The 22567-nt window shown below is 69.4% G+C and carries 22 protein-coding genes; 14 read left to right on the forward strand and 8 right to left on the reverse strand.

Translation table 11 applies throughout. The annotated features are described in order from the left end of the window. Window positions 1-8: 8 nt before the first annotated feature. From ABD743_RS02955 to ABD743_RS02995, 9 genes are all read left to right on the forward strand, one after another. Window positions 9-1385: an MFS transporter gene (locus ABD743_RS02955; protein WP_344718509.1), complete on the forward strand. Its 1377-nt coding sequence runs from the start codon at window positions 9-11 to the stop codon at window positions 1383-1385. After that, window positions 1382-2878, forward strand: coding sequence for a CoA-acylating methylmalonate-semialdehyde dehydrogenase (locus ABD743_RS02960; RefSeq protein ID WP_344718511.1), 1497 nt, complete (start codon window positions 1382-1384; stop codon window positions 2876-2878). Before ABD743_RS02955 ends, ABD743_RS02960 begins: the two co-directional genes overlap by 4 nt. Before the next feature lie 280 nt (window positions 2879-3158). Continuing rightward, on the forward strand, window positions 3159-3992 hold the full coding sequence (locus tag ABD743_RS02965; protein WP_344718514.1) for an alpha/beta fold hydrolase: 834 nt from the start codon (window positions 3159-3161) through the stop codon (window positions 3990-3992). A 74-nt stretch (window positions 3993-4066) separates the two neighbouring features. Then, a complete protein-coding gene (locus ABD743_RS02970) occupies window positions 4067-5251 on the forward strand; it encodes a saccharopine dehydrogenase family protein (protein ID WP_344718516.1) in 1185 nt (394 codons plus the stop codon). A 67-nt stretch (window positions 5252-5318) separates the two neighbouring features. Continuing rightward, complete coding sequence (locus tag ABD743_RS02975; protein WP_344718518.1) at window positions 5319-6269, forward strand: ketopantoate reductase family protein; 951 nt, start codon at window positions 5319-5321, stop codon at window positions 6267-6269. A gap of 60 nt (window positions 6270-6329) precedes the next feature. After that, a complete protein-coding gene (locus ABD743_RS02980) occupies window positions 6330-6827 on the forward strand; it encodes a winged helix-turn-helix transcriptional regulator (protein ID WP_344718520.1) in 498 nt (165 codons plus the stop codon). Between the two features lie 371 nt (window positions 6828-7198). Next, window positions 7199-7336: a hypothetical protein gene (locus ABD743_RS02985; protein WP_344718522.1), complete on the forward strand. Its 138-nt coding sequence runs from the start codon at window positions 7199-7201 to the stop codon at window positions 7334-7336. Beyond that, window positions 7336-9042, forward strand: a complete 1707-nt coding sequence (locus ABD743_RS02990; RefSeq protein ID WP_344718524.1) for an MFS transporter — start codon at window positions 7336-7338, stop codon at window positions 9040-9042. The genes ABD743_RS02985 and ABD743_RS02990 overlap by 1 nt, the downstream gene beginning before the upstream one ends. A gap of 211 nt (window positions 9043-9253) precedes the next feature. Next, a complete protein-coding gene (locus tag ABD743_RS02995) occupies window positions 9254-9757 on the forward strand; it encodes a Dps family protein (protein ID WP_344718526.1) in 504 nt (167 codons plus the stop codon). Window positions 9758-9778: 21 nt separating this feature from the next. Here ABD743_RS02995 and ABD743_RS03000 read toward each other — a convergent pair whose 3' ends face one another. Next, window positions 9779-10690: a LysR family transcriptional regulator gene (locus tag ABD743_RS03000; protein ID WP_344718528.1), complete on the reverse strand. Its 912-nt coding sequence runs from the start codon at window positions 10688-10690 to the stop codon at window positions 9779-9781. Between the two features lie 213 nt (window positions 10691-10903). Between ABD743_RS03000 and ABD743_RS03005 the strand changes: the two genes are divergently transcribed. From ABD743_RS03005 to ABD743_RS03020, 4 genes are all read left to right on the forward strand, one after another. Next, complete coding sequence (locus ABD743_RS03005; protein WP_344718530.1) at window positions 10904-11752, forward strand: SDR family NAD(P)-dependent oxidoreductase; 849 nt, start codon at window positions 10904-10906, stop codon at window positions 11750-11752. Window positions 11753-12125: 373 nt separating this feature from the next. Continuing rightward, entirely contained in the window at window positions 12126-12698 is a 573-nt protein-coding gene (locus ABD743_RS03010) for a CHRD domain-containing protein (protein WP_344718532.1), read from the forward strand. A 204-nt stretch (window positions 12699-12902) separates the two neighbouring features. Further along, complete coding sequence (locus ABD743_RS03015) at window positions 12903-13832, forward strand: MBL fold metallo-hydrolase (RefSeq protein ID WP_344718534.1); 930 nt, start codon at window positions 12903-12905, stop codon at window positions 13830-13832. A 160-nt stretch (window positions 13833-13992) separates the two neighbouring features. Beyond that, window positions 13993-14232 (forward strand): cytochrome P450, encoded by a 240-nt coding sequence (locus ABD743_RS03020; protein WP_344718536.1) that lies wholly within the window; start codon window positions 13993-13995, stop codon window positions 14230-14232. Between the two features lie 15 nt (window positions 14233-14247). On the opposite strand, the gene ABD743_RS03025 is transcribed toward ABD743_RS03020, so the two are convergent. Both ABD743_RS03025 and ABD743_RS03030 read right to left on the reverse strand, forming a co-directional pair. Continuing rightward, entirely contained in the window at window positions 14248-15558 is a 1311-nt protein-coding gene (locus ABD743_RS03025; protein WP_344718538.1) for a D-arabinono-1,4-lactone oxidase, read from the reverse strand. Continuing rightward, on the reverse strand, window positions 15555-17036 hold the full coding sequence (locus ABD743_RS03030) for an APC family permease (protein WP_344718540.1): 1482 nt from the start codon (window positions 17034-17036) through the stop codon (window positions 15555-15557). Before ABD743_RS03030 ends, ABD743_RS03025 begins: the two co-directional genes overlap by 4 nt. Window positions 17037-17140: 104 nt before the next feature. Between ABD743_RS03030 and ABD743_RS03035 the strand changes: the two genes are divergently transcribed. Beyond that, window positions 17141-17737 carry a TetR/AcrR family transcriptional regulator gene (locus ABD743_RS03035; protein ID WP_344718542.1) on the forward strand — a complete coding sequence of 199 codons (597 nt, stop codon included), beginning with the start codon at window positions 17141-17143 and terminating at the stop codon, window positions 17735-17737. An 8-nt stretch (window positions 17738-17745) separates the two neighbouring features. On the opposite strand, the gene ABD743_RS03040 is transcribed toward ABD743_RS03035, so the two are convergent. The 5 genes from ABD743_RS03040 to ABD743_RS03060 form a co-directional block, all read right to left on the reverse strand. Further along, the gene (locus tag ABD743_RS03040) at window positions 17746-18126 is read right to left on the reverse strand and encodes a Rieske (2Fe-2S) protein (RefSeq protein WP_344718544.1); all 381 of its coding nucleotides are present in this window, start codon (window positions 18124-18126) and stop codon (window positions 17746-17748) included. Window positions 18127-18137: 11 nt separating this feature from the next. Further along, the gene (locus ABD743_RS03045) at window positions 18138-19367 is read right to left on the reverse strand and encodes an NAD(P)/FAD-dependent oxidoreductase (RefSeq protein ID WP_344718545.1); all 1230 of its coding nucleotides are present in this window, start codon (window positions 19365-19367) and stop codon (window positions 18138-18140) included. Between the two features lie 10 nt (window positions 19368-19377). Then, window positions 19378-19707 (reverse strand): Rieske (2Fe-2S) protein, encoded by a 330-nt coding sequence (locus ABD743_RS03050; RefSeq protein ID WP_344718547.1) that lies wholly within the window; start codon window positions 19705-19707, stop codon window positions 19378-19380. A gap of 61 nt (window positions 19708-19768) precedes the next feature. Then, a complete protein-coding gene (locus ABD743_RS03055) occupies window positions 19769-20515 on the reverse strand; it encodes an iron-containing redox enzyme family protein (protein WP_344718550.1) in 747 nt (248 codons plus the stop codon). Window positions 20516-20733: 218 nt separating this feature from the next. Continuing rightward, entirely contained in the window at window positions 20734-22389 is a 1656-nt protein-coding gene (locus tag ABD743_RS03060) for a hypothetical protein (RefSeq protein WP_344718552.1), read from the reverse strand. Window positions 22390-22567 lie beyond the last annotated feature (178 nt).

The following is a 22567-nucleotide window of genomic DNA, read 5'->3' on the forward strand; positions in this document are numbered from 1 at the left end:
AGCCGACGATGGCAGTCGCACGCCCCGGCGCGCACTCCTGGCGTCATGAGATCAGCCGTTACCAATGGGCCGTCCTGGTCGCCACCACAATGGGGTGGGCGCTGGACGGCTTCGATTCCAGCCTGTTCACCCAGGTCGCCGGCCCGGCGACCACCGACCTGCTCGGTCACCCGTCCTCGTTCTACAGCGGCCTCGCCGTCACGGTCTTCCTGTTCGGCTGGGCGGTGGGCGCAATCGCGTTCGGCGCGCTGGCGGACTACGTCGGACGGGTCCGGGTCCTGATCATCGGGGTGCTGACGTACTCCGTGTTCACCGCGCTGGCCACGCTGTCCGGCGAGTTCTGGCACTTCGCGGTTCTGCGCTTCATCGCCGGGATCGGCTCCGGTGTGGAGCTTCCGATCGGCGCGGCGCTGGTGGCCGAGGCGTGGAACAACCGCCACCGCGCCAAGGCCAGCGGCATCATGATGTCCGGCCTGGCGATCGGCTCGTTCCTCTCGGCGATCGTCTACAACTTCGTCGGCGGCTTCGGGTGGCGGCTCACTCTCGCCTTCGGCCTCATTCCGGCCCTGCTCGTGCTGTTCATCCGCCAGCACGTGCACGAGCCCGAGTCGACGGCGACGGTCAAGGCCGCACGTGCGGTGCGCAAGCAGGAGCGGGCGGCGGGAGCCCGCAAGATCGCGGCCGATCGCTTCGTCCTCACGCAGCTGTTCACGCCTCCGATGCTCCGCCGGACCGTGCCCTGCACGGTCATCTGCATCGGCGCGCTGTTCGCGTTCTGGGGGGTCACGACCTGGACCCCGCAGATCGTCCGGGAGATCGTCGGGGAGCACGGCGTCAGTGGGAACGCCGCGGTCGGCTACGTGTCGTGGGCCACGGCCATGCTCAACCTCGGTGGCCTGATCGGGTACGCCAGCTGGGGGTTCATCGCCGACAAGATCGGTCGCAAGCCCACCTTCGTGATGAGCCTGGTGATCGGCATCATCGCGGTCTGCGTGCTCTACCCGTTCGGCACGAGCTTCGCGGCCTACATGTGGCTGCTGCCCTTCGTCGGGTTCGGCGTCTTCGGCGTTCTCTCGGGCAACGCCGTGTTCTTCCCCGAACTGTTCGGCGCCTCGGTACGGGCCTCGGCTCTCGCGGTGACCAACAGCATCGGTCGGCTCTTCACCGCCGCAGGCCCACTTCTCGCCGGCGCCATTGCGACGCAGTGGTTCGGCGGCAGCCTGGCCCTGGCCACGACCGCGGTCTCTGCACTGATCGTGATCGCGTTCATCGGCTTGGCATTCACCCCGGAGACCCACGGGGAGTTCCTCTTCGACGACAACCCCGCGACTTCGGTCGACGGGCTCGTCGCCGGGGGCATCATCAGCGAAGGAATACGACCATGAGAACCATCGACCACTGGATCGGCGGCAAGCCGACCGCAGGCACAGCCCACCGGGTCGGCCCGGTGTACGACCCGGCCACCGGCCGGCAACAGGCCGAGGTGGCCCTGGCCGACGCCAGTGACGTCGACCTCGCCGTCCAGGCCGCGTCCGAGGCGTTCGTCTCGTGGTCGCAGACCTCGCTGAGCAAGCGGACGGGCATCCTGTTCGCCTTCCGCGAGCTGGTGCGGGCCCACACCGACGAGCTCGCCGAGCTGATCACGTCCGAGCACGGCAAGGTGCTCGCCGACGCCCGGGGCGAGGTCCAACGGGGTCTCGAGGTCGTCGAGTTCGCGTGCGGGATCCCGCAGTTGCTCAAGGGCGAGTTCTCCGATCAGGTCTCCACCGGCATCGACAGCTTCTCGTTCCGGCAGCCGCTCGGGGTGGTCGCCGGGATCACCCCGTTCAACTTCCCGGTGATGGTCCCGATGTGGATGAACCCCATCGCCATCGCCTGCGGCAACACCTTCGTCCTCAAGCCGAGCGAGCGGGTGCCGTCGGCGTCCGTACTGCTCGCCGAGCTGTGGGCGGAGGCGGGCCTGCCCGACGGCGTCTTCAACGTCGTGAACGGCGACAAGGTGGCGGTCGACGCGCTGCTCGACCACCCGGACGTCGCTGCGGTGTCCTTCGTCGGTTCCACCCCCATCGCCCGCTACGTGCACGAACGCGCGACGCAGGCAGGCAAGCGCGTCCAGGCGCTGGGCGGGGCGAAGAACCACGCCGTGGTGCTCCCCGACGCCGACATCGACTTCGCTGCCGACCACCTGACCGCTGCCGCCTTCGGCTCCGCGGGCCAGCGCTGCATGGCGATCTCCGCCGCGGTCGCCGTGGGCGACGCCGCCGACAGGCTCGTCGAGACGCTGCGCGCGAAGGCGGCAGCCGTCCAGGTCGGTCCCGGCGCCGACTCCACCAGCGAGATGGGGCCGGTGATCACCCAGCAGTCCAAGGACCGGATCATCGGGTACGTCACCTCGGCAGAGGGCCAGGGCGCCACCCTCGTGGCCGACGGCCGCACGATCCAGGCCGACGCCCTGCAGGACGGGTACTTCGTCGGGCCGACCGTGATCGACCACGTGACGGCCGAGATGGACGTCTACCGCAACGAGGTCTTCGGCCCCGTGCTGGTGGTCCTGCGCGCCGAGACGCTCGACGACGCGATCGCGCTGATCAACGCCAATCCGTACGGCAACGGCACGTCCGTTTTCACGGGCAGCGGGGAGGCTGCGCGCCGGTTCCAGCGCGAGGTCCACGTCGGCATGATCGGAATCAACGTTCCGATCCCGGTGCCCATGGCGTACTACTCGTTCGGCGGTTGGAAGGACTCGCTGTTCGGCGACACGCACGTGCACGGTCCCGAGGGCGTCCGCTTCTACACCCGGGCCAAGGTCGTCACCTCCCGCTGGCCGCACTCCGAGACGGGCGGGGGTGCCAGCTACAGCTTCCCCACCTCGAACTGACGGAGCTGTGCGTGCCCAGAAGGACGTCCGCTTCCCTACGTGCCGGCCACGGGCCGTGGACTCAAAAATCCACGCCCCGTGGCCGGTGCATCCTTCGCGTTATGGAGCCGTAATGCGGCCGGGCGCGCGCTTCCGACAGCTTTAGGGCTCCACAATTCCATTCGTCTTTTTTGGTGTGAGGTACGTCTCCCTACATCGGCTGGATTTGCTGCTCTTTTCCCGTCGTCACGTCCGAGGATCGAGGGCAACCAGCCAGCCACCAGCCTCGGAAGGAGATCGCGTGAACGCGACCTTCATGACGAATGACGGCGTGCGCCTCAGTTACACCGACCACGGGACCGGAGCACCCGTGGTGTTCGTGCACTCCTGGCAGGGCAATTCCCTCTTGTGGGGCCCGGTCGCCGAGCAACTTGCCGGGTACCGGCGGGTGCTCTACGACCAGCGCGGCCACGGCGCGTCCGACGACCCGGTGGCTGGCTGGCACCTGCACCGGCTGGCGTTCGACCTGCACGAGCTCCTCGACCACCTGGCCCTCGACGACGTGACGCTCATCGGCCACTCGATGGGCTGCTCGGTGATCTGGGCGTATCTCGAGCTCTTCGGCCCCGCCAGAGTGCACAAGCTGGCGTTGGTCGACCACACCCCGCTGATGATCCACGAGACCGGCGCGGACGAGGACTCCTCGGCCGGCAGGATTTCGGCGCTGTCCGAGGAGCAGATCTCGGGGATCGTGCAGGGCATCGCCAACCCGGCGACGCGCGAGCACATGCTTGCCGAGTTCCTTTCGGGACTGTTCCACCCCGATTTCCCCGAGGACCGCAAGCGCGAGGTCATCGCCGGAGCCCTCCGCGTCGACGGTGCCTTCTCCTCGGCACTGTTCAACGACTTCGCGCACCAGGACTGGCGTCGCCAGGTCCTGCAGATCGAGCAACCCACCCTCGTCATCGCGGGCGGGGCGAGCCTGGTGCCGTTGGCCGCGCAACAGTGGGTCGCCGCCAACGTGCCCGACGCACGTCTGGAGATCGTGGACGGCGCCGACGGCGGCAGCCACATGCTCGTCATCGAAGCCGACAAGCAAGTGGCCGAGCTGCTGGCGACGTTCCTCGCGGACTGACGCGCCGATGGGCAGCGCCCTCGCCCTTCCGACGGAAGTCCCGTCCACCGGGTGCATCTGTAGGGTCCGCTGGCGTGATTTCTGCTGACGGCCGCGCACCCGCCGAGCTCGACCTCGTGGTCTGGGGAGCCACCGGATTCACCGGCAGGTTCGTCGCCGAGCGCCTCGTGAGCCACGGCCACGGCCTGCGGTGGGGATTGGCCGCCCGCGACGAGATGGCGTTGCAGCGGCTGCGCAAGGAGATCGGCGCCCCACCGGACACGCCGTTGATCGTCGCCGATGCCCACGACGCACCGTCGCTGCACGCGCTCGTGACCCGCACCCGGATGGTGCTCAGCACGGTCGGCCCGTTCCAGCACGTCGGATCCTTGCTGGTCGAGCTGTGCGCGACGAACGGCACGGACTACGTCGACATCAACGGCGAGCCCCTCTGGATGCGGAGCATGATCGATCGCTTCGCGGCCGACGCCCGGCGCACGGGCGCCCGGATCGTCTTCTCCTGCGGTTTCGAGTCCGTGCCCTTCGAGCTCGGTGTGCACGTCCTCGAGACGAGAGCATTCGCGCGCTGGGGGGTGCCGCTGCCGCGGGTGAGCAGCCGGATCGCCCTCGCCGACGTCGGTGGCTTCACCGCCGGGAGCATCGCGAGCCTCGTGGCCTCGGCCGAAGCGGCACGAACCGACCCGGCGCTCGGTGCCCTGTCCAACGACCCGTTCCTGCTGGCCGGCGACTTCCGCGGCCCGGAACAGCCCCGGCCCACCCAACCCGAGTTCGACGACCGGCTCGGGATGTGGGCGGCACCGTGGGTGATGGGCCCGATCAACGCAGCGAACCTGCACCGCTCGAACGCCTTGCGGGGGCATGCCTGGGGTGAGGACTTCACCTACGACGAGCTGATGCTCGCCGGCCCCGGGGATCTCGGGCGGGAGATCGCCGCGGAGATGACGGCGGTGATGGCGGCGATCGTGGCACCCCGTGCGGCAGGCGCCGCGCACGGCAATCAGGCCGACCTCGTCGCCGGGGCCGCGCCCACCTACCGGATTCTGCTGGTCGGCACCGACACCGGCGGACGCCGCCTGAAGACCACTGTCGCGGGTGAGGGCAACGCCGGCGACGAGGCCGCCGCGGCAATGGTCACCGAGGTCGCCCGCTGCCTGCTCGACGACGTTCCCGACGCTGCAGGCGGTATGTGGACCCCGGGGGCGCTCGCAGGCGACCTCCTCGTCGCCCGGCTGACCGAACGCGGGGTCATGACCTTCTAGTCTTGCTTGCAGATAAATAGTCAGAGTGGCATCGTCGAACTCACACAGCCTCGACGAAGGGCTCGACATGAGTGCCAGCTCGGACCCAGGCCGCCCCGCCCGAATTCTCGTCGTCGGGGCGGGCGCGGTCGGCGGACTGTTCGGCGCCCGGCTGACCGACGCCGGTCGCGACGTCACCTTCCTGCTGCGTCCGCACCGGGCCGAGCAGATCCGCAAGGACGGGCTGCACATCGTCGAGGGCGGCGAACACCACGTCGTACACCCCCAGGTGACCACCGCGGACGCCATCGAGGACCCGGCGGACGTAATCCTTCTCGGCCTGCGCGCCACCGCCCTCGCCGCAGCCCTCGACGACGTGGCGCCGGCGGTCGGCGGGGACACCGCGATCGTGCCCGTTCTCAACGGTATGGCCCACCTGGACATGCTCGACGCCCGCTTCGACCGCAAGCGCGTTCTGGGCGGGGTCGCGCTGACCGTGACGTCACTCGACGAGGACGGCAATGTCGTCGTCCTGGCCCCGACCGCACAACTCACCATCGGCGAACGAACGGACTGCCACCCCGACCATGCGCAAGCCGTGCAGACGACCCTGGGCGGTGCCGGCATCGACGTGCGGGTCTCCGACGACATCCTCGGAGAGATGTGGGCGAAGTGGTCGTTCATCGCGACCGTCGGGGCGCTCACGTGCCTGATGCGCGCCCCGGTCGGCGAGATCGTCGCCACACCGGGCGGCACCGACCTTGCCGTCGGCCTGCTCGACGAGACCGCCACGGTCGCCGCGGCGGCCGGGCATCCCGTCCCCAACGACGCGTTGGCGAACACCTGCAGCGCGGTGACCAAGCCCGGATCGACGCTGGCCTCGTCGATGTACCGCGACGTCGTCGCGGGGCGGCGGACCGAGGTGGAACACGTGCTGGCCGACCTCGCCGACCGCGGACACGCTCTCGGTGTTGCGACCCCGCTGCTCGACCTGGCCACCCTGCACCTGCGTGTGCGCGAGCGAATGCTGGATCGGTGAGGGCCCCGACCGTCGTAAGCTGTTGAGCAGCAAGCCAGCTGGAGTACAACAGGAGGACGAATGGCAGGACCCCGACGCGGGGACGCCCGCGGTCCCTGCCCGATCGGCCGTGCGATCGACGTGCTCGGTGACCGATGGACGCTGCTTGTGCTACGCAACGCCACCATGGGCATGTCACGGTTCGACGAGTTCAAGGCCGACCTCGGCATCGCCGACAACATCCTCTCCGACCGGCTGAGGAAGCTGGTGGAGCACGGCCTGCTCACGAAGCGGCCGTACCGGGACGACAGTGGCGGCCGCACCCGCAACGAGTACCGACTGACCGACGCCGGAGCAGCGATCCTCCCGGTGCTGCACGCAATGTATGACTGGGGAGCCACACACACGGGCCCGGCGGAATCCACCGCCCCGATGCAGGTGGTGCACCGCACGTGCGGCGAGCCCATCGAACCGGGCGGGGACTGCCCTCGCTGCGGCGTTCACGTCACCCGCGAGGAAGAGGCCTGGGTCCGCCCCTGGCGCTCCCCCGAAGCGATCCCCCTCGCACCGGCGGTCTGAGTCCGCCACCCGGCCAGAAACTCCCGTACGAGCGGCGCGTTCGTCCGTTAAGTCTGGACGGCCGCGCCGCTCATCCACCCTGATGGGCGCCAGGGCGGGCGGTTCGTGGCGGGCGGGTTCCAGGTTGCGTACGAGAGGCGCGTTCGTCCATCAGGTCTGGACGGCCGCGCCGCTCGTCCAGCCTGCTGAGGGCTTTGCGGGCACGGGCTCGCGGCGATCCCGGTCCCTCCCATTGCTACGAGTGGCGCGTTGGTCCGATAGGCCTGGACGGGCAGGCCGTTCGTCCGGGCTGTTGGGGGCTTGGTTGCGTACGAGTGTCCCGCTCGTCACGCCTCGCTCGGGCGCGCGAGCCGCATAGTTAGCATTGGCAAGTGGCTCGGATCCCGGATGTACTCCGTGCGCCCCTGATGAGCATCGGCCCGATCGGGATCGGTGCGCCGGAGCGGTTCGACCGGGCGTCTCCGGTCGGGACGGCGCCGGTCCATCCGTTGCCGGCCGAGGGCTTCTGATGCCGACGGAGCTGGAGGGGCACCAGGCCGACGCGGGCCCGGACGACCGCTACAAGTGGGTGGCGCTCGCGAACACGACCGCCGCCGTGTTCATGTCCCTGCTCGACGGTTCGATCGTCCTCATCTCGCTGCCGGCCATCTTCCGCGGCATCCACCTGGACCCGCTCGCGCCGGCCAACGTCAGCTACCTGCTGTGGATGATCATGGGCTACCGCCTCGTCCAGGCCATCTTCGTCGTCACCCTCGGCCGCCTCGGCGACATGTACGGCCGGGTGCGGATCTACAACGCGGGCTTCGCCGTCTTCACGCTCGCGTCCATCCTGCTGTCCTTCGACCCGTTCGACGGCGGCCACGGCGCGATATGGCTGATCGGCTGGCGGACGCTGCAGGCCATCGGCGGCTCCATGCTCACCGCCAACTCGGCCGCGATCCTCACCGACGCCTTCCCGAGCGACCAACGCGGCTTCGCGCTGGGCATCAACCAGGTCGCCAGCCTGGCGGGTCAGTTCGTCGGCCTGATCGCCGGCGGCGTGCTGGCGATCTTCGACTGGCGGGCGGTGTTCTGGGTGAACGTCCCCGTCGGGATCTTCGGGACGATCTGGGCCTACCGCAAGCTCCGCGAGACCAGCACGCGGCCGGCCGGCACCGTCCGCATCGACTGGTGGGGCAACATCACGTTCGCCGTGGGCCTGGGAGCGATCCTTGTCGCCATCACGGAAGCCATCCGTCCGTACGGCGGTCATTCCATGGGCTGGACCGACCCCTGGGTGCTCGGAACGCTCGTCTGCGGGGTGGTGGCGCTCGCGGCGTTCGTCGTGATCGAACTCAAGGTGGCCGAGCCGATGTTCGAACTGGCTCTGTTCCGCATCCAAGCCTTCACCGCAGGCAACCTGGCGGGCTTCGCCACGAGGCTCGCGCAGGGCGGTTTGCAGTTCATGCTCATCATCTGGCTGCAGGGCATCTGGCTACCCCTGCACGGCTACGACTACAGCGACACGCCGCTGTGGGCCGGGATCTTCCTGCTCCCCCTGACCGCCGCCTTCCTCGTCGCAGGACCCATCTCGGGGTACCTCTCCGACCGGATCGGCGCCCGCGGCCTCGCGACGGGCGGAATGGTCCTGTTCGCGGGCAGCTTCGTCGGGCTGATGCTGCTGCCGATCGACTTCGGCTACTGGGTCTTCGCGGTGCTCATCGCTGCCAACGGGGTCGGCATCGGCATGTTCAGCTCCCCCAACTCCGCCTCGATCATGAGCAGCGTGCCCGCCAGAGCTCGCGGCGAGGCCTCCGGAATGCGCTCGACGTTCCAGAACACCGGCACGTCGCTGTCGATCGGCGTGTTCTTCTCGCTGTTGATCACCGGACTGGCCGCCGGCCTCCCGCACTCGCTGACGGCGAGCCTGCAGCAGCAGGGCGTGCCGCACGGCGTCGCCCAGCAGATCGGCGATCTTCCGCCCGTGTCGTCGCTGTTCGCGACGATCCTGGGTGTGAACCCCATCCAGACGCTGCTCGGACCCAGCGGCGTGCTCACGTCGTTGCCGGCGGCGAACCAGCAGACCCTCACCGGCCGCGAGTTCTTCCCTCATCTGCTCTCGGCGCCGTTCCACGACGGCCTGGTGCTGGTGTTCGCCGTGTCCACGGGGCTGGCAGTGCTGGCTGCCATCGCGTCGGCGCTGCGAGGAGGGCGTCAGGCCGGGCCGAGCGTCTGACCACGGCACGCCGCGTGAACGAGCGACTCCGTGAGCCTGCGGCGTTCCACATGAAGCGCACAGACCAGTTTGCCCACTACAAAGCGGCAAATTCACCGATAAGCAGTATGCCCATTTCCCCGCGTCGGCGATTGATTGCGATGCGCGCCACGCATGCCGTCGGGGTCACAGGCATTTTCCGCGGTCGCTTTCCGAATCTACGATCACCAGCATGACCTCCACCCAGAACTCCAGCAGGCGCCGCAGCGAGGATCTTCGACCGTTCGTTGCACCCTCGGAGCTGGCCGACGATCTACAAGCAGTCCTTGTCGATCTCGTGGAGCTGCACCTGCAGGCCAAGCAGGCGCACTGGAACGTGATCGGCCCCGGTTTCCGCTCGATGCATCTCAGCCTGGACGAGCTGGTCGACACCGCCCGAGAGGCGAGCGACACCATTGCGGAGCGGATGCGCGCCCTCCAGACCGTTCCCGACGGGCGGTCCGACACGGTCACGGCGACGACGAGCCTGCCCGCCTACCCCAGCGGAACACGACAGAAGTCGGAGACGGTCGAGCTCATGACCGCACGGATCACCGCTGCCGTCGACACCATGCGGGGCGTGCACGACAGGGTCGACGCCGCGGATCCGGCCACCTCGGACCTGCTGCACGCGATCATCGACGACCTCGAGAAGCGCGCGTGGATGATCGCGGCGGAGCAGTCCCCCACGCCGTGACCCGGGACCAGCAGGCTGCCGTCATGCGCTCTGGTAGCTACGGCCCGAGGGCATGACCGCCGGAACCGGCTGCTCGTGGGCGGCCCAGACCGCGGCATCGAGGAAGCGCCGCAGCAGCGGATCCGGCTGATGCGGCCGGTACACGAGCTGCACCGGAACAGATGGCGCGCCGACCAATGGGATCAGGGTGACACCAGGGTGCAACCCGGGCCGGGCAACCGGGGTAGGGACGGCACCCACACCGTGGTCGGCACGGACCAGCTCGAGCCACTCGTCGAAGTTCGAGCAGGTCACGACCCGCTGCGGGCGATGCTGAGGATCCCACTGCTCCGGCCGGGTACTCCCGTAGACGGTGTTCACGACCAGCGGCCGGTCGGCCAGCTCGTTCCAGTGCAGCTCATGGCGCGCGGCGAACGGAGAACGCGCGGAGACGGCTGCGACGCGGCCCTCGTCGAACAGGCGAACGGCGGTGAGCCCGGGCAGCGCTCTGGCGCCGCGCAAGACGACCACGTCCACCTCACCGAGGGCCAGATCGCCCACAAGGTCGGCACAGCGTGAGACCGTCACCGTCGCCGCCGTCGCCTGCTCGAACCGGTCGATGGCAAGCTGCGCCCACGGGTGCGGCAGCACCCAGTGGAACCCCAGCCGCAACTCCCGTTCATCGCACGTCGCGGCCATGGCACGGTCGAACTCGGCGAGCACGCGACGGACGCGTTCCAGGAAACGCCGTCCCACGTCGGTCAGCTCCACCGGCCGCGCGTTCCGCGCGATCAACCGGACCTGCAGCGCGGTCTCGAGCTGCTGCACGGTCCGCGTGAGCGCCGGCTGCGTGATCATGAGCTCCCGGGATGCCACCGTGAACGATCGGTGCGTCGCGACGGACGCGAACGCCCGCAGATGCCGCATCTCGACATTCATCGCAGCTGCGAACATATTTCCCCCATACTCGAACGGGTCGCCGACGCCACATCAGAAACTAATCGCGGCCGGGCGCCCTGTCTGCCAACGACGCATCGACCCACAGAACGTCGTACCGCCACCGCCGGGAACCGGTGATCGAATAGGCGACGACACGAGAGCGCGAATCATTTCCGATCATGGGGAACGCCTTCTAACGTGGGGACAGCCAAGCCCAGGAGGAGACCGATGACCGACTCGACATCGCGGCCGAACAGCCGGCGAACCTGGTTGGTCACGGGTGCCACGTCCGGTATCGGCCGCGAGCTCGTCGCGCAGGTCCTGGCCGCCGGCGACCAGGTCACGGCCGTCGCCCGCCGCAGCGCACGCCTCGGCGACCTCACGGAGAAGTACGCGGGCACCGTCCTCGCGATCGACGCCGATGTGCGCAGCGAGTCCGACATGCAGCGGGCCGTCGACGCGACCGTCGAGTCGTTCGGACGCATCGACGTGGTGGCCAACAATGCGGGTTACGGCCTGTTCGGCGCCGTCGAGGAAGCCGGCGACGAGCAGGCGCGGGCCATCTTCGACACCAACGTCTTCGGGGTGCTCAACGTCCTGCGTGCGGTGCTACCCGTGCTGCGCAGGCAACGGTCCGGGCACGTGCTGCAGGGCTCCTCCTTCTACGGCCAGTTCGCGCACCCCGGCGTCGGCCTGCTCGCCGCCACGAAGTACGCGGTGGAAGGGCTGAGCGACGCACTGGTCAGCGAGCTCGAGCCGCTCGGTATCCGGGTGACGATCGTCCAGCCCGCGCCGACGGCCACGAACTTCCTGGACAACCTCGAGATGGCCACGCCGATCAGCGACTACGACCGGACGGTGCGTCAGGTACAAGCCGAGATCGACTCCCTGCCGCCAGGCGCGTTCGTCAGTGCTGAGCAGATCGCGGCCGGCATCATCACCGCGGTCGACAGCGACCGTGCGCCGTTGCGCCTCGCCCTCGGTAGCAGCGGAGCGAACGCGATGCGTACCGCCCTCAACGCCCGGCTGGACGACCTCGACGACTGGGCCGCTGTCACCGACGGCGTACTCGACTGACATGACAATGCCCGGCGACGCGGAGCCAGAAAACAACCCGGCATTCTCGAAAGATCGGGGATAGCGGCCGCCATTCGGCCCACCCATTCATCGCGGCGAATTCTGCCAGGGCCCTGGACGATGACCTGGCCACAGAGCTCCGCGGGCGCGTGGTTGCCGACACACGAATACCAAACCTGGACCATCCCATGGGGATCGCTTTACTAGTGTTATCAGTGGTACGCCTGAGAGAACGCAAGCGGGCCGCTTTCGGTTGGGGCCGGACGGCATGATTTTCACCTCCTGATCATGCTGAACGCGGCGCGCCGGTCGCTGCGTGATCAACCTCGTGAGGCGGTGCACAGGGCATCGGCTCGCAAACAGGAGGATCGACATGAACCGCAGACTGAGCCGCCGCGCCCTTGTCGGAGTCGCAGCCACCGTGGCTGTCGCCGGACTCGCGCTGGGCGCCGGCACGGCCGCCGCGGCGCAGCCCTCGGCCGCCGCGTCGAGCGCCGTCACCGTGGCGGCCGTTCCGGCCGCCTCGATGAGCGCCGACCACGACGCCGCCTACGACAAGACGTGGTCCTTTTCAGGAGTGCTGAAGGGCAAGAACGAGGTGCCGGTGAAGGGTGGCCCGAAGGTCGGCGACAAGGACGGCATCGCGATCGCTCGTATGCGCATCCAGGGCGACAAGGTGTACTACTACTTCAGCTGGACGGGCATCGGCACGCCGATCATGGGCCACATCCACGAGGGTGTGGCGGGCAAGAACGGTGACGTGAAGATCCCGTTCTTCGGCAAGAAGCTCCCGGGCGGGCGCAATTACACGAGCGGCACCGTGACCGTGAAGGACAAGGCGCTCCTGAAGCGGATCGAGGACCACCCGGAGCGGTTCTACTTCAACCTGCACACCGAGGAGTTCCCCGGCGGCGCGGTGCGCGGCCAGGTGCACGAAAGTTACTGAGGACGGCCCTCCCGACGCGGTGAGGCAGGTCGGGTGATCGGGCTGATCAGGGCCCGATCACCCGACCCCGCCGATGCGAGTTCTGTTCCCTCCCACGGTTGCCCTGCGCGGATCCGCCGTTTTACATGGAGCCTGGCGTACCCCGGGGTTCGAACCGAGAGGACTGGCATGGCGGAGCGTGATGACACAATCATTCTCGGCGACGTGAGCATCACACGTGTCGTGGAATGGTCCGGACCGCTCCGCACCGCACGCGAGATATTTCCCGACAGCGCCCCGGAGATCTGGCACGAGCATCGCGAGGAGCTCGTGCCGGACTTCTGGCAACCCGGGGACGATTCCTATCTGCTCGCCCTCCAGTCCTGGGTGATCCGCAGCGACGGCATCACCCTCATCGTCGACACCGGCGCGGGAAACGACCGTAACCGGCCCCAGGTCCCCCGATTCCACCAGCTGAGGACCCCTTTCCTGGACAGCTTGGCCGGCGCGGGCGTCGAGCCGGAGACCGTGGACATCGTCGTCAACACCCACGTCCACTACGACCATGTCGGCTGGAACACCCAGCTGTGGGACGGCGAGTGGCAACCGACGTTCCCGAACGCGACCTACCTGATCCCGCGGATCGACCGCGACTACTTCGACCCGGTGAACGAGCACCGCCGACCGTTCCCCCGCACCGACGCCGACCGGCTCCGCCGCCGCGGCAGCCATCTCGTCTTCGAGGACAGCGTTGCTCCGATCCTGCGCGAGGACAGGGCGCTGCTCTGGCAGGACGACTACCGGATCGATGCCAACCTCAGCCTCGAGTCCGCTCCTGGACACACCCCCGGATCGTCGCTGCTGCACCTGCGCTCCGGCAGTGACCGGGCCGTGTTCGTCGGGGACATGCTGCACAGCCCCGTCCAGCTCCACGATCCCGAAGTCAACAGCTGCTTCTGCGAGGACCCCGAGCAGGCTCGAGCCACCCGCAGGCGGGTGCTCGCGGAGGCTGCCGACACACGGACGCTCGTGGTCCCCGCTCACTTCCCCGGCCGCGGCGCGACCGAGATCAGCCGCGACGGCGACGGCTTCACCGTGCGCGACTGGGCGCCACTGGGCCTCGTCCATCCGGGAGCGCCCAACGTATCGACGTGATCCCAGCGGCCAATCGGCTGGCGCTACGGTCTCCACGTTCCGACTGCCAGGGACATCAATTTTTCGAATCCCGCTTGGTTGCCGGACTCGCCGTACATTCGGCGTAGCTGGATGATCCCCCTTTCGATCACGAGCCGGTGGAAGCTGAAGCGGAATTTTGTTGACCGACCCGGATCGTTTCGACCCCGAGCGCAAGGACAACCAGCACCTCGGCTTCGGTGGCGGCATCTACTTCTGCTTCGGCGCTCCGCTCGCCCGGCAGGAAACGCAGATCGCACTGACCGAGCTGGCGCGACGGCTGGTCAACCCGCGACTCGTCACCGACCCGCCGCCTTATCGCCACACCCCCAACCTGCGGGGACCTCAGCACCTTCTCGTCGACATCGACGGCATCACGTGACCGGCGAGCACGGGGTCAGGCAGACGCGCCTACCGGTGCGCCCAACACCCGGTTGAGGTAGGCGTTGGTGAAGCGGCCTTCCGGGTCCAGGCGGTCGCGCAGCGCCACGAAGTCGTCGAACGCCGGGTAGCGCCCGCGCAGCGTCGCCGCCGTCTGCGTGTGCAGCTTGCCCCAGTGCGGTCGCCCGTCGAGGCCCGCCATCACCGCCTCGACGGCGCCGAAGTAGGCCTCGTGCGGCTGGCCGCGGTACACGTGCACGGCGACGTAGGCGCTCTCGCGGCCCGTGGCGGTCGAGAGCGGCACGTCGTCGGCGGCGGCGAAGCGCACCTCCACCGGGAACGTCACGGCCTGGCCGTGCCGCTCAGCTGCTGCCCGCAGCCCGGCGAGGGCCTCGTGGATCGCGGCCCGCGGGATTCCGTACTCCATCTCCACGAACCGCACCCTCCGCGGGCTGGTGAACACCCGGTGGGAACGGTCGACGTACTCGGCGGCGGCCATCTGCCTCGCCATCAGCCGGTTGACCCGCGGCACGAGCGTGGGCAGGGCCGCGCCGAGCCGGCAGGTGAGCTCGAACGCGCCGTTGCCGAGCAGGTCGTCGCCCACCCATTCCGCGATGCGCCCGCGGGTGGGGCCGGCCGCCTCGGTGCGGTTGTTGCGTTTCGTGGCGGCGATCCCGGTGTGCGGGAACCAGTAGAACTCGAAATGCTCGTTGTCCGCGACAAGCTCGTCGAGGCCGGCGAGCACGGCGTCCAGGGGCATCGCGGTCTCGACGGCGTGCAGCCGGAACGCCGGGACGGCCTGCAGCGTCACGCTCGTGATCACACCCAGTGCGCCCAGCCCGATCCGCGCGGCGCTGAAGATCTCGGGCCGCTCGGTCGCCGAGCACGTCACGAGCGAACCGTCGGCCAGCACGATCTCGATCCCCTGCACCTGCGCGGCGAGCCCCTGGTGGGCCACACCGGTGCCGTGGGTGCCGGTGGAGATCGCCCCGGCGACGGTCTGGGCGTCGATGTCACCGAGGTTGGGCAGCGCGAACCCGCGCTCCCACAGCAGCACGTTGAGCCGACGCAGCGGCATCCCCGCGGGGGCGGTGACCAGTCCCGTCACCGCGTCGACGCGCAGCAGTGTCGGGTCCGACGGCGGGCGCAACGCCACGTCCTCGGGCACGGCGATCCCGGTGAAGGAGTGTCCCGTGCCGAGCGCCTTGACCCGCAGGCCGTCGCGCTGGGCGTTCTTCACCGCCTCGACGACCTCGTCCGCGTCGCGCGCGACGACCGTGCGCCGCGGGTCCGTGCGCTGGTTGCCGGCCCAGTTGCGCCAGGTCATGCGATCTCCACGGGGTCGGGGCGAGCTGATCCGATGCCGGCGGTGCCGTCGCGGAGCCGCCGGCGCAGCGCGGCGACGTACCAGATTCCGGCCAGCGCCAGCGCGCCGATCACAACGTAGTCGGCCGAACGGAAGGCCTCCGGCAGCGTCAGGGCCGCCACCACGGCGACGAGCCAGAGCAGCGCCAGCCCCGCGACGGGCAGCGCGGCGGCGCCGAGCCGGAAGCCGCCCTCACCCGCCTCGACGAGTGCCCGCCGCCGGGCCAGGTACCCGCCGAGGGTGAGCAGGTAGACCAGGTACGGCACGAGCGCCGTGGCCCCCACCAGCACCGCGAACGCGTTGCCGTCCGCCGTCCCGTAGACGAGCAGCACCAGGCAGACCACCAGCGACGCGACCAGCGCGGGCACGGGCGTTCCGGTACGAGGGTGGACGCGACGCAGGGCGGCGGAGAACGGCAGCATCCCGTCGCGGGCCATCGCGAAGATCAGCCGGGAGTTCGATGCCGCCGCGACGACGATCAGGGCGAACATCGAGAACACGACGATCGCCAGGAAGATCCTCGTGACGACGGGCCCGAGCCAGTACTCGGCGATCGCGGCGAGCGGCACCGGCGACGCCTGGATCGCGGGCAGGTCGGGGATCGCCAGCGTGAACCCGATCAGCGCGAACATGCCCAGCACGCCGGACACCACGACGGACAGGATCATCGCCCGCGGCACCGCACGCCGGGCGTCGACGGCCTCCTCGGCCATGTCCGCCGCCGCCTCGAAGCCGACGAGGGTGAAGATCCCGATCAGCGCACCGCCGACGATCGCGTCGGCGAGCGGCGCCCCCGTGGCTGTGGTGAACAGGAAGCCGAAACCGTGACCACCACCCCCGTCGCCGCCGCCGCGCACCCACGCCAGGAACACCACGACGCTGAGCACCACGGTTCCGATGATCTCGGCGAACACCGCCACGTTGTTCACCCGGGCGGCCAGCTGCACCCGCACGACGTTGATGAGGTAGGCCACCACCAGCGCGAGCACAGCGATGAACAGCAGGAGCCGGACGTTCTCGGCGTCGAGCCCGAGCACCGTGGCCGTCAGCGGGGCCAAGCCGATCAACGCGATGCCGGGCAGGCCGACGGCGCCGTAGAGCACACCGAGGGATCCCACGACGTAGCCGAAGCGGGGGCCGACCAGGCGCGCGGTCCACTGGTAGTTGGCACCGGCGAGCGGGAAGTGCCCCGCCAGCTCGGCCAGCACGAGCACCACGAGGAACTGGCCGACCGCGGCCACCGGCCACAGCCAGACCGCCGCCGGGCCGAGCTGCGTGAGCCCGTAGGCGTAGTTGACGAAGATCCCCGTGGTGATCGAGACGATCGAGAACGCGATCGCGAAGAGCGCGAACCGCCGGAGCACCCGCGGGAACTGCGACGCATAACCGAAATCGGTCATCGCATGCCCTCGCTGCGCTCGGCCCGCAAGCTCGCTCATCGACAGCCCCTTCGGTGTCAGGTGGATCACAGAGTGCGGCGGGCGAGCGAGTGTGTCAATCGTCTGGGACGATTGACCTAGAAGTCCGAATCGAGGGGGTTGCCGTGGCGCGGGTACCGGCTCAGGAGCGTCGGCGGCAGCTCGTCAACGCCGCGTTCCGGGTGATCGGGAGCGAGGGCTTCGCCGCGGCCACCACCCGCCGGGTGTGCGCCGAGGCCGGCGCCCCGCTCGCGGCGTTCCACTACTGCTTCGCCTCAAAGCAGGAGCTGCTTGCCGAGCTCACCGCACAGACCATGGCCGGGCTCGTGACCGCACGCGCCGACGTGCACGTCAGCGGCGACGTGACGCAGTCGCTGCGGGCGACGCTGCGGGGCTACTGGGAGACCGTGGAGAAGGACCCCAACCGCGAGTCGGTGCTGATGGCGCTCACCCAGCACGCGCTCCACGAGCCGGAGCTCGCGGACGTCGCCGAGCAGCAGTACGCCGCCTACCACCGCACCGCCCGGGAGACGCTCGAGGAGATCGCCGACGCGTGCGCGGTGCGCTGGACGCTCCCGGCCGCCCAGCTCGCCCGGATGCTCGTCGTGGTCACCGACGGCGTGACGCTCGCCTGGCTGGTCGACCGCGACAGCGACGCCGCCAGATCCGCCCTCGACGCTTTCGCCGACCAGCTCGCGGGGCTGGCCGTCGCTGCGGGCTGACCGCTCCGTCAGGTCCTGCGGGGGGCCGAGAGCCGTCGCGAACCTGCCGCCCGCCGCTTCATGGCCGCCTCGGCGAGCTTCTCGTCGATTCCGACGTAGACGTGCCCGTCCTCCTCACGAACCGGGAACACCGTGATCGGGCGGGTCGCGGGCGGGCAGAGCGGCTCCCCGCTCACCAGGTCGAACACGCTGCCGTGGCAGGAGCAGAGGAGACCTTCGTCGGTCACCTTGCCGCTCGAGAGCAGGCAGTCGAGGTGGCTGCAGTAGTTCGACGTCGCGTGGATCTCACCCTCGGAGCGCGACAGGGCGACCTCGACGTCGCCGACGAAGAACCGCCGGACGACGCCCTCGGGGATCTGGCCGGAGCGGGCGATCTTGTGAAACTCCACCGTCGTTCTCCTCAGGCGCTGATGGTGTCGAGCAGGTCGAACAGGTCGGTGTCGTCGTCGGCGAGGGCAGCCGGTGACACGGGCAGGCCGCTCGCGATCAGCTGCTTGGCAGCCGGGACGTCTCCCCCGCGGTCGACGGCGAACGCGGCGTGCACGCACCCGTCGGCGAGGTAGAAGACCGTGAAGTCGCGGTCGTCGACGCTGCCGCGCACCGCGATCTCGGCGCCCGGCCGCGGCCTGCCGACGAACTGCAGGCCGAGCTCGTACTGGTCGGACCAGAACCACGGCACCTCGTCGGCCGGACCGGCCGGCTTGCCGATGAGCGCCTTCGCGACCGCGGTGCCCTGTGTCGTGGCGTTGTCGACGTGCTCGACGCGGACGAACCCGTCGCCCACGGCGCGGCTCGCCACGTCACCCGCGGCGAACACGCCCGGGACCGCCGTGCGGCAGCCGTCGTCGACGACGATGCCGCCGCGGACCGGGTCGACCGGGATCCCGGAGGCGCGGGCGATCTCGTCGTTCGGCACCGCACCGACCGCGACGACGACGAGGTCGGCCTCGACGTCACCTGCGGCGGTGCGGACGACCACGCCGCCTGCGGTCTCGTCGACCGCGCCGATCTCCTGCCCGCAGCGCAGGTCGACGCCGTACTGCCGGTGCAGGCCTGCATAGAAGCCGGCCATCTCCGGGCCGAGCTGGGAGATCAACGGCAGCGTCCCTGCTTCGAGGACGGTGACGGCGATGCCCGATTCGCGGGCGGCCGAGGCGACCTCGGAGCCGATCAGCCCGCCGCCGACGACGGCGATCCGCTCGGCGGCCGACAGCATGCCGCGCAGCCGGGCAGCGTCGTCGAGGGTGCGCAGGTACACGACCCGGTCGCCCCCGACGCCCGGCAGCCGCCGGGCGCTGACGCCGGTGGCCAGCAGGATCGCGTCGGAGGTGAGCTCGCTGCCGTCGATGAGCCGGACGACTCCGGCGGCCACGGACTCCGCGCGGACGCCCAGGCGCAGCTCGACGTCGTTGTCCGCGCACCAGGCCTCGTCGAGCAGGGTGAGATCCTCCGGCTCGGTCTCGCCGCGGAGGAACTCCTTGGACAACGGCGGGCGCTGGTAGGGAGCGTGCAGCTCGTCGGACAGCACGGTCACGCGCCCGTCGAAACCGCGTCGGCGCAGCAGCCGGACGGCGGCGACGGCGGCCTGACCGGCGCCCACCGTGACGAGGCTGCGCGGTAGGTCGGACATGTCGTCTCCTCTATGGACGGGGGTGGGCGCTGACGTGCACCACGCCGTCGATCACTCGGACCTCGTGGACGGGCTGGCACTCGTCCTGGTCGTCGGCCGCTCCCGTCTCGGGGTCGAACGTCCACTGGTGCGCGGGGCAGACGACCTTGCCCTTCCACAGCACCCCGCGGGACAGCGACCGTCCCTTGTGGATGCAGACGTCGTCGAGTGCGAAGACCCGTTCGCCGACCAGGAACAGGGCGACTGCCCGGTCCCCCACCTCGACGCGGAGCTTCTTGCGGCGCTTCAGGTCCGCGAGCGGGACCGTGGCGATCCACTGCCCGGTGTCGGTGTCGCTCACGAGGTACTCCCGGGCGTCGGGCCGCGGCGGTCGCGATGGTGCGGCCGCCGCGGCGAGGCGGTCAGAGGGTGGGCGCGACGTAGGTGTCGTAGAGCGCACGGGTGTAGGAGAAGCGCATCTCCGCGCCCCAGCGGACGTACTGGAGGCAGCGCTGCTGCAGCTCCGGCGTGTCGGCGTGGTCCAGCACGATCTGGTAGCCGCGCTCGCCGTGCACCTCGTCGGAGGTGATGTGGAGGTCGAAGAACTCGATCTCGTCCTCGGTGAAGCCGTAGGACTCGCGCAGCGGGACGATCTGCTTCTTGTAGATGCTGGGCACCTGCGACTCCAGGCCGACGACCAGAGCGGCCGTGGCCACCACGAAGTGCTCCCGCATCGCCACGGCGTAGCACCAGGACTGGAGGCCGCGGGTCACCGCGTTCATGTTCTCCGGGTCCTCGATGCGTTCCCTCGTGGTGCCACAGGCCTCACCGAAACGAATGAGGAGGTCGGTGTGCCGGATGTCGGCGAGCTCCTCCTCGTACATGTTCTGGAGCGTGAAGTCCTTGGCGTCAGTGAACTTGTCCGGGGTGTTTCCGTAGATGTAGCCGAGATAGTCGGCGAACGGCCCGACGTAGTGGAAGTGGTTCTCGGCCCAGCGGGCGAAGTGCTCGCGGGTCAGCTCACCGTCGGCCCAGGCCTTGCTGAACGACGCGTTCTTGGCCTCGCGGCCCTTGATCGCGTTCTCGAGCGCGGCACGGAAGTCGTCGCGGGACAACAGACCCGGCGTTCCGTCCGCAGTGCCGGCGGCGCTGTCTGCGGTCAGGGTCATGGCGAACCCTCCTCGGGAAGTTCTGGAAGTGGTGAAACGGGGTGATGCCGAGAACGCTAATCGGGTAGGGCTTGCGGATCCTGGTCATTCAGCACAAGGACCGGGGTCATCTTGCAGGGGTGTGCACACGGCTCTCCGGACACGACACCGGCCCCGGTGGGGAGCGCCGGGGCCGGTGACCTGCATTTCTTTTCCGAGCGGGAGTGCGGGGGAATTACTCAGAAGAACAGTGCTGCGACCAATGTGGACAACACCAGACCGGCCACGACCGGCAGGAAACATTTCCGGGCCAGCTCGATCACGGGCACGCGGGTCACACCGGCCACCACGAGCAGCGAGGACCAAGCGACGAGCACGCCGCCGCCCGCCCACACCGAGCCCATCTGACCGACGGCGGCCAGCGTCGCCGGATCCATGCCGGCGTGCGGGCCGAGCGCACCCGCGAGCGAGCCCGTGAGCGGGAGCCCGGAGAAACCGGAGCCCTCCAGCCCGCACATCATTCCGATGATCAGCACACCGAAACACATGACGATCGGGTTGCCCGGGATGAAGTGCTCCGCGCCGGTGACGAGGTCGACGAGCAGGCCGGGCGCCTGCTGGCCGTCCTCGTAACCGAGGATCTTCCCCGCGAAATCGGCGTTGCCCAGGAAGAAGAACCCGGCGATCGGCAGCACCACGCCCATCGCCCGGAACGCGAACACCAAGCCGTCGGTCAGGTGCTCGCCGGTGGACTGCAGGGCTTTCTTCGGCCCGTCCAGTGAGGCGGCCGCGACGACCACCAGGATCGCGGCGAGCCCGCCGACCAGCGCGGCCGCCGACCCGCCCTCGAGTGAGGGGACGAGATCGGTGATCTTGCCGAGCACCATGTAGACGATCATTGCCAGGAACGCGACCGGGACGACGATCGAGAAGATCCTCGACAGCCGCTCGATGCGGGCGCTCGCCATATCGTCGTCGGCCGGCACGGCGTCGTCGGCCGGGCCGCCGTCGGGGCCGGAGCCGCCCGAGGGAGGAGGTCCGTCCGCGGATCCCCCGGACCCGGACGAGGGCCCGCCGACCGTCGCACCGACCGGCACCTTCTCCTCGACCACGGTGATCGGCTCGGCGATCCGCTCGGCGGAGGTCGCGGGGACGAGCTTGCGGGTCGGCGACACCGAGATGCGACGCAGGAGCCGGCGCGGCGGGCGGGGCTCGGCGACGACCCCGGCCTCCCACTCCTCCAGGTTGACCTCAGCAGGCGTGCGCATGTGCTTGCGCAACATGACACCGACGATCACCAGCGCGGTGATTCCCGTGACCAGCGACAGGACGAGCGCGACGTCGGCGACCGCCGAACCCTCCACACCCGCCGCGGTCGCGGACAGTCCGGGCGCGACCTGCATGACGTAGTCGCTGGAGAGGGCCATGCCCTGGCCTGCGACCGCGATCGCCATCGCGGCACCCATGGCCGGGAGGCCTGCGCGGATGGCGGCCGGCACGAGAATCGCGCCGATCAGCGGCACCGCAGGCGTCGGCCAGAAGAACAAACTGATCCCGTAGGTGACGACGGCCAGCACCGCGTAGGCGGACCAGCCGCCCCGCATGACCTTCTGGAACGGCGTCACCATGCGCTGGTCTGCCTTCATCGCCCGGAGCGCGCCGAGCAAGGCGGTGACCATGGCGATGATCAAGAAGATGTTGAACAGTTCGGATGCTGCGATCAGGCTGGCGTTGAAGATCGCCTGGATCCCTGTGACCGGGCTTCCCGTCATGACCCACGCCGTGACGGCGGTGGCCAGCAGGGCGGGGACCACGACGTTCTTACGCGCGACGGTGACTCCGATGATCAGGAGCACACCCGCCAGGTAGACCCAGTGCGCGGGGGTCAGTCCCACCGCGGCCTCCTTCCCGCCGACGTCGGCGGTCAATGTGGTGTGTGGCGGGACACAGTCCTCTTACCAGCGTGATCGCATCTACGACAACAGTGCACAGCGTGCGGGTTTCGGATTGTGCACGTTGTCGTTAAGGCACAGTGCACGGTGGCGCAGCCCGGTTCTGTGCACATTTCACCTA

This window comes from Pseudonocardia yunnanensis, assembly GCF_039534065.1.
GTDB classification, from domain to species: Bacteria; Actinomycetota; Actinomycetes; order Mycobacteriales; family Pseudonocardiaceae; genus Pseudonocardia; species Pseudonocardia yunnanensis.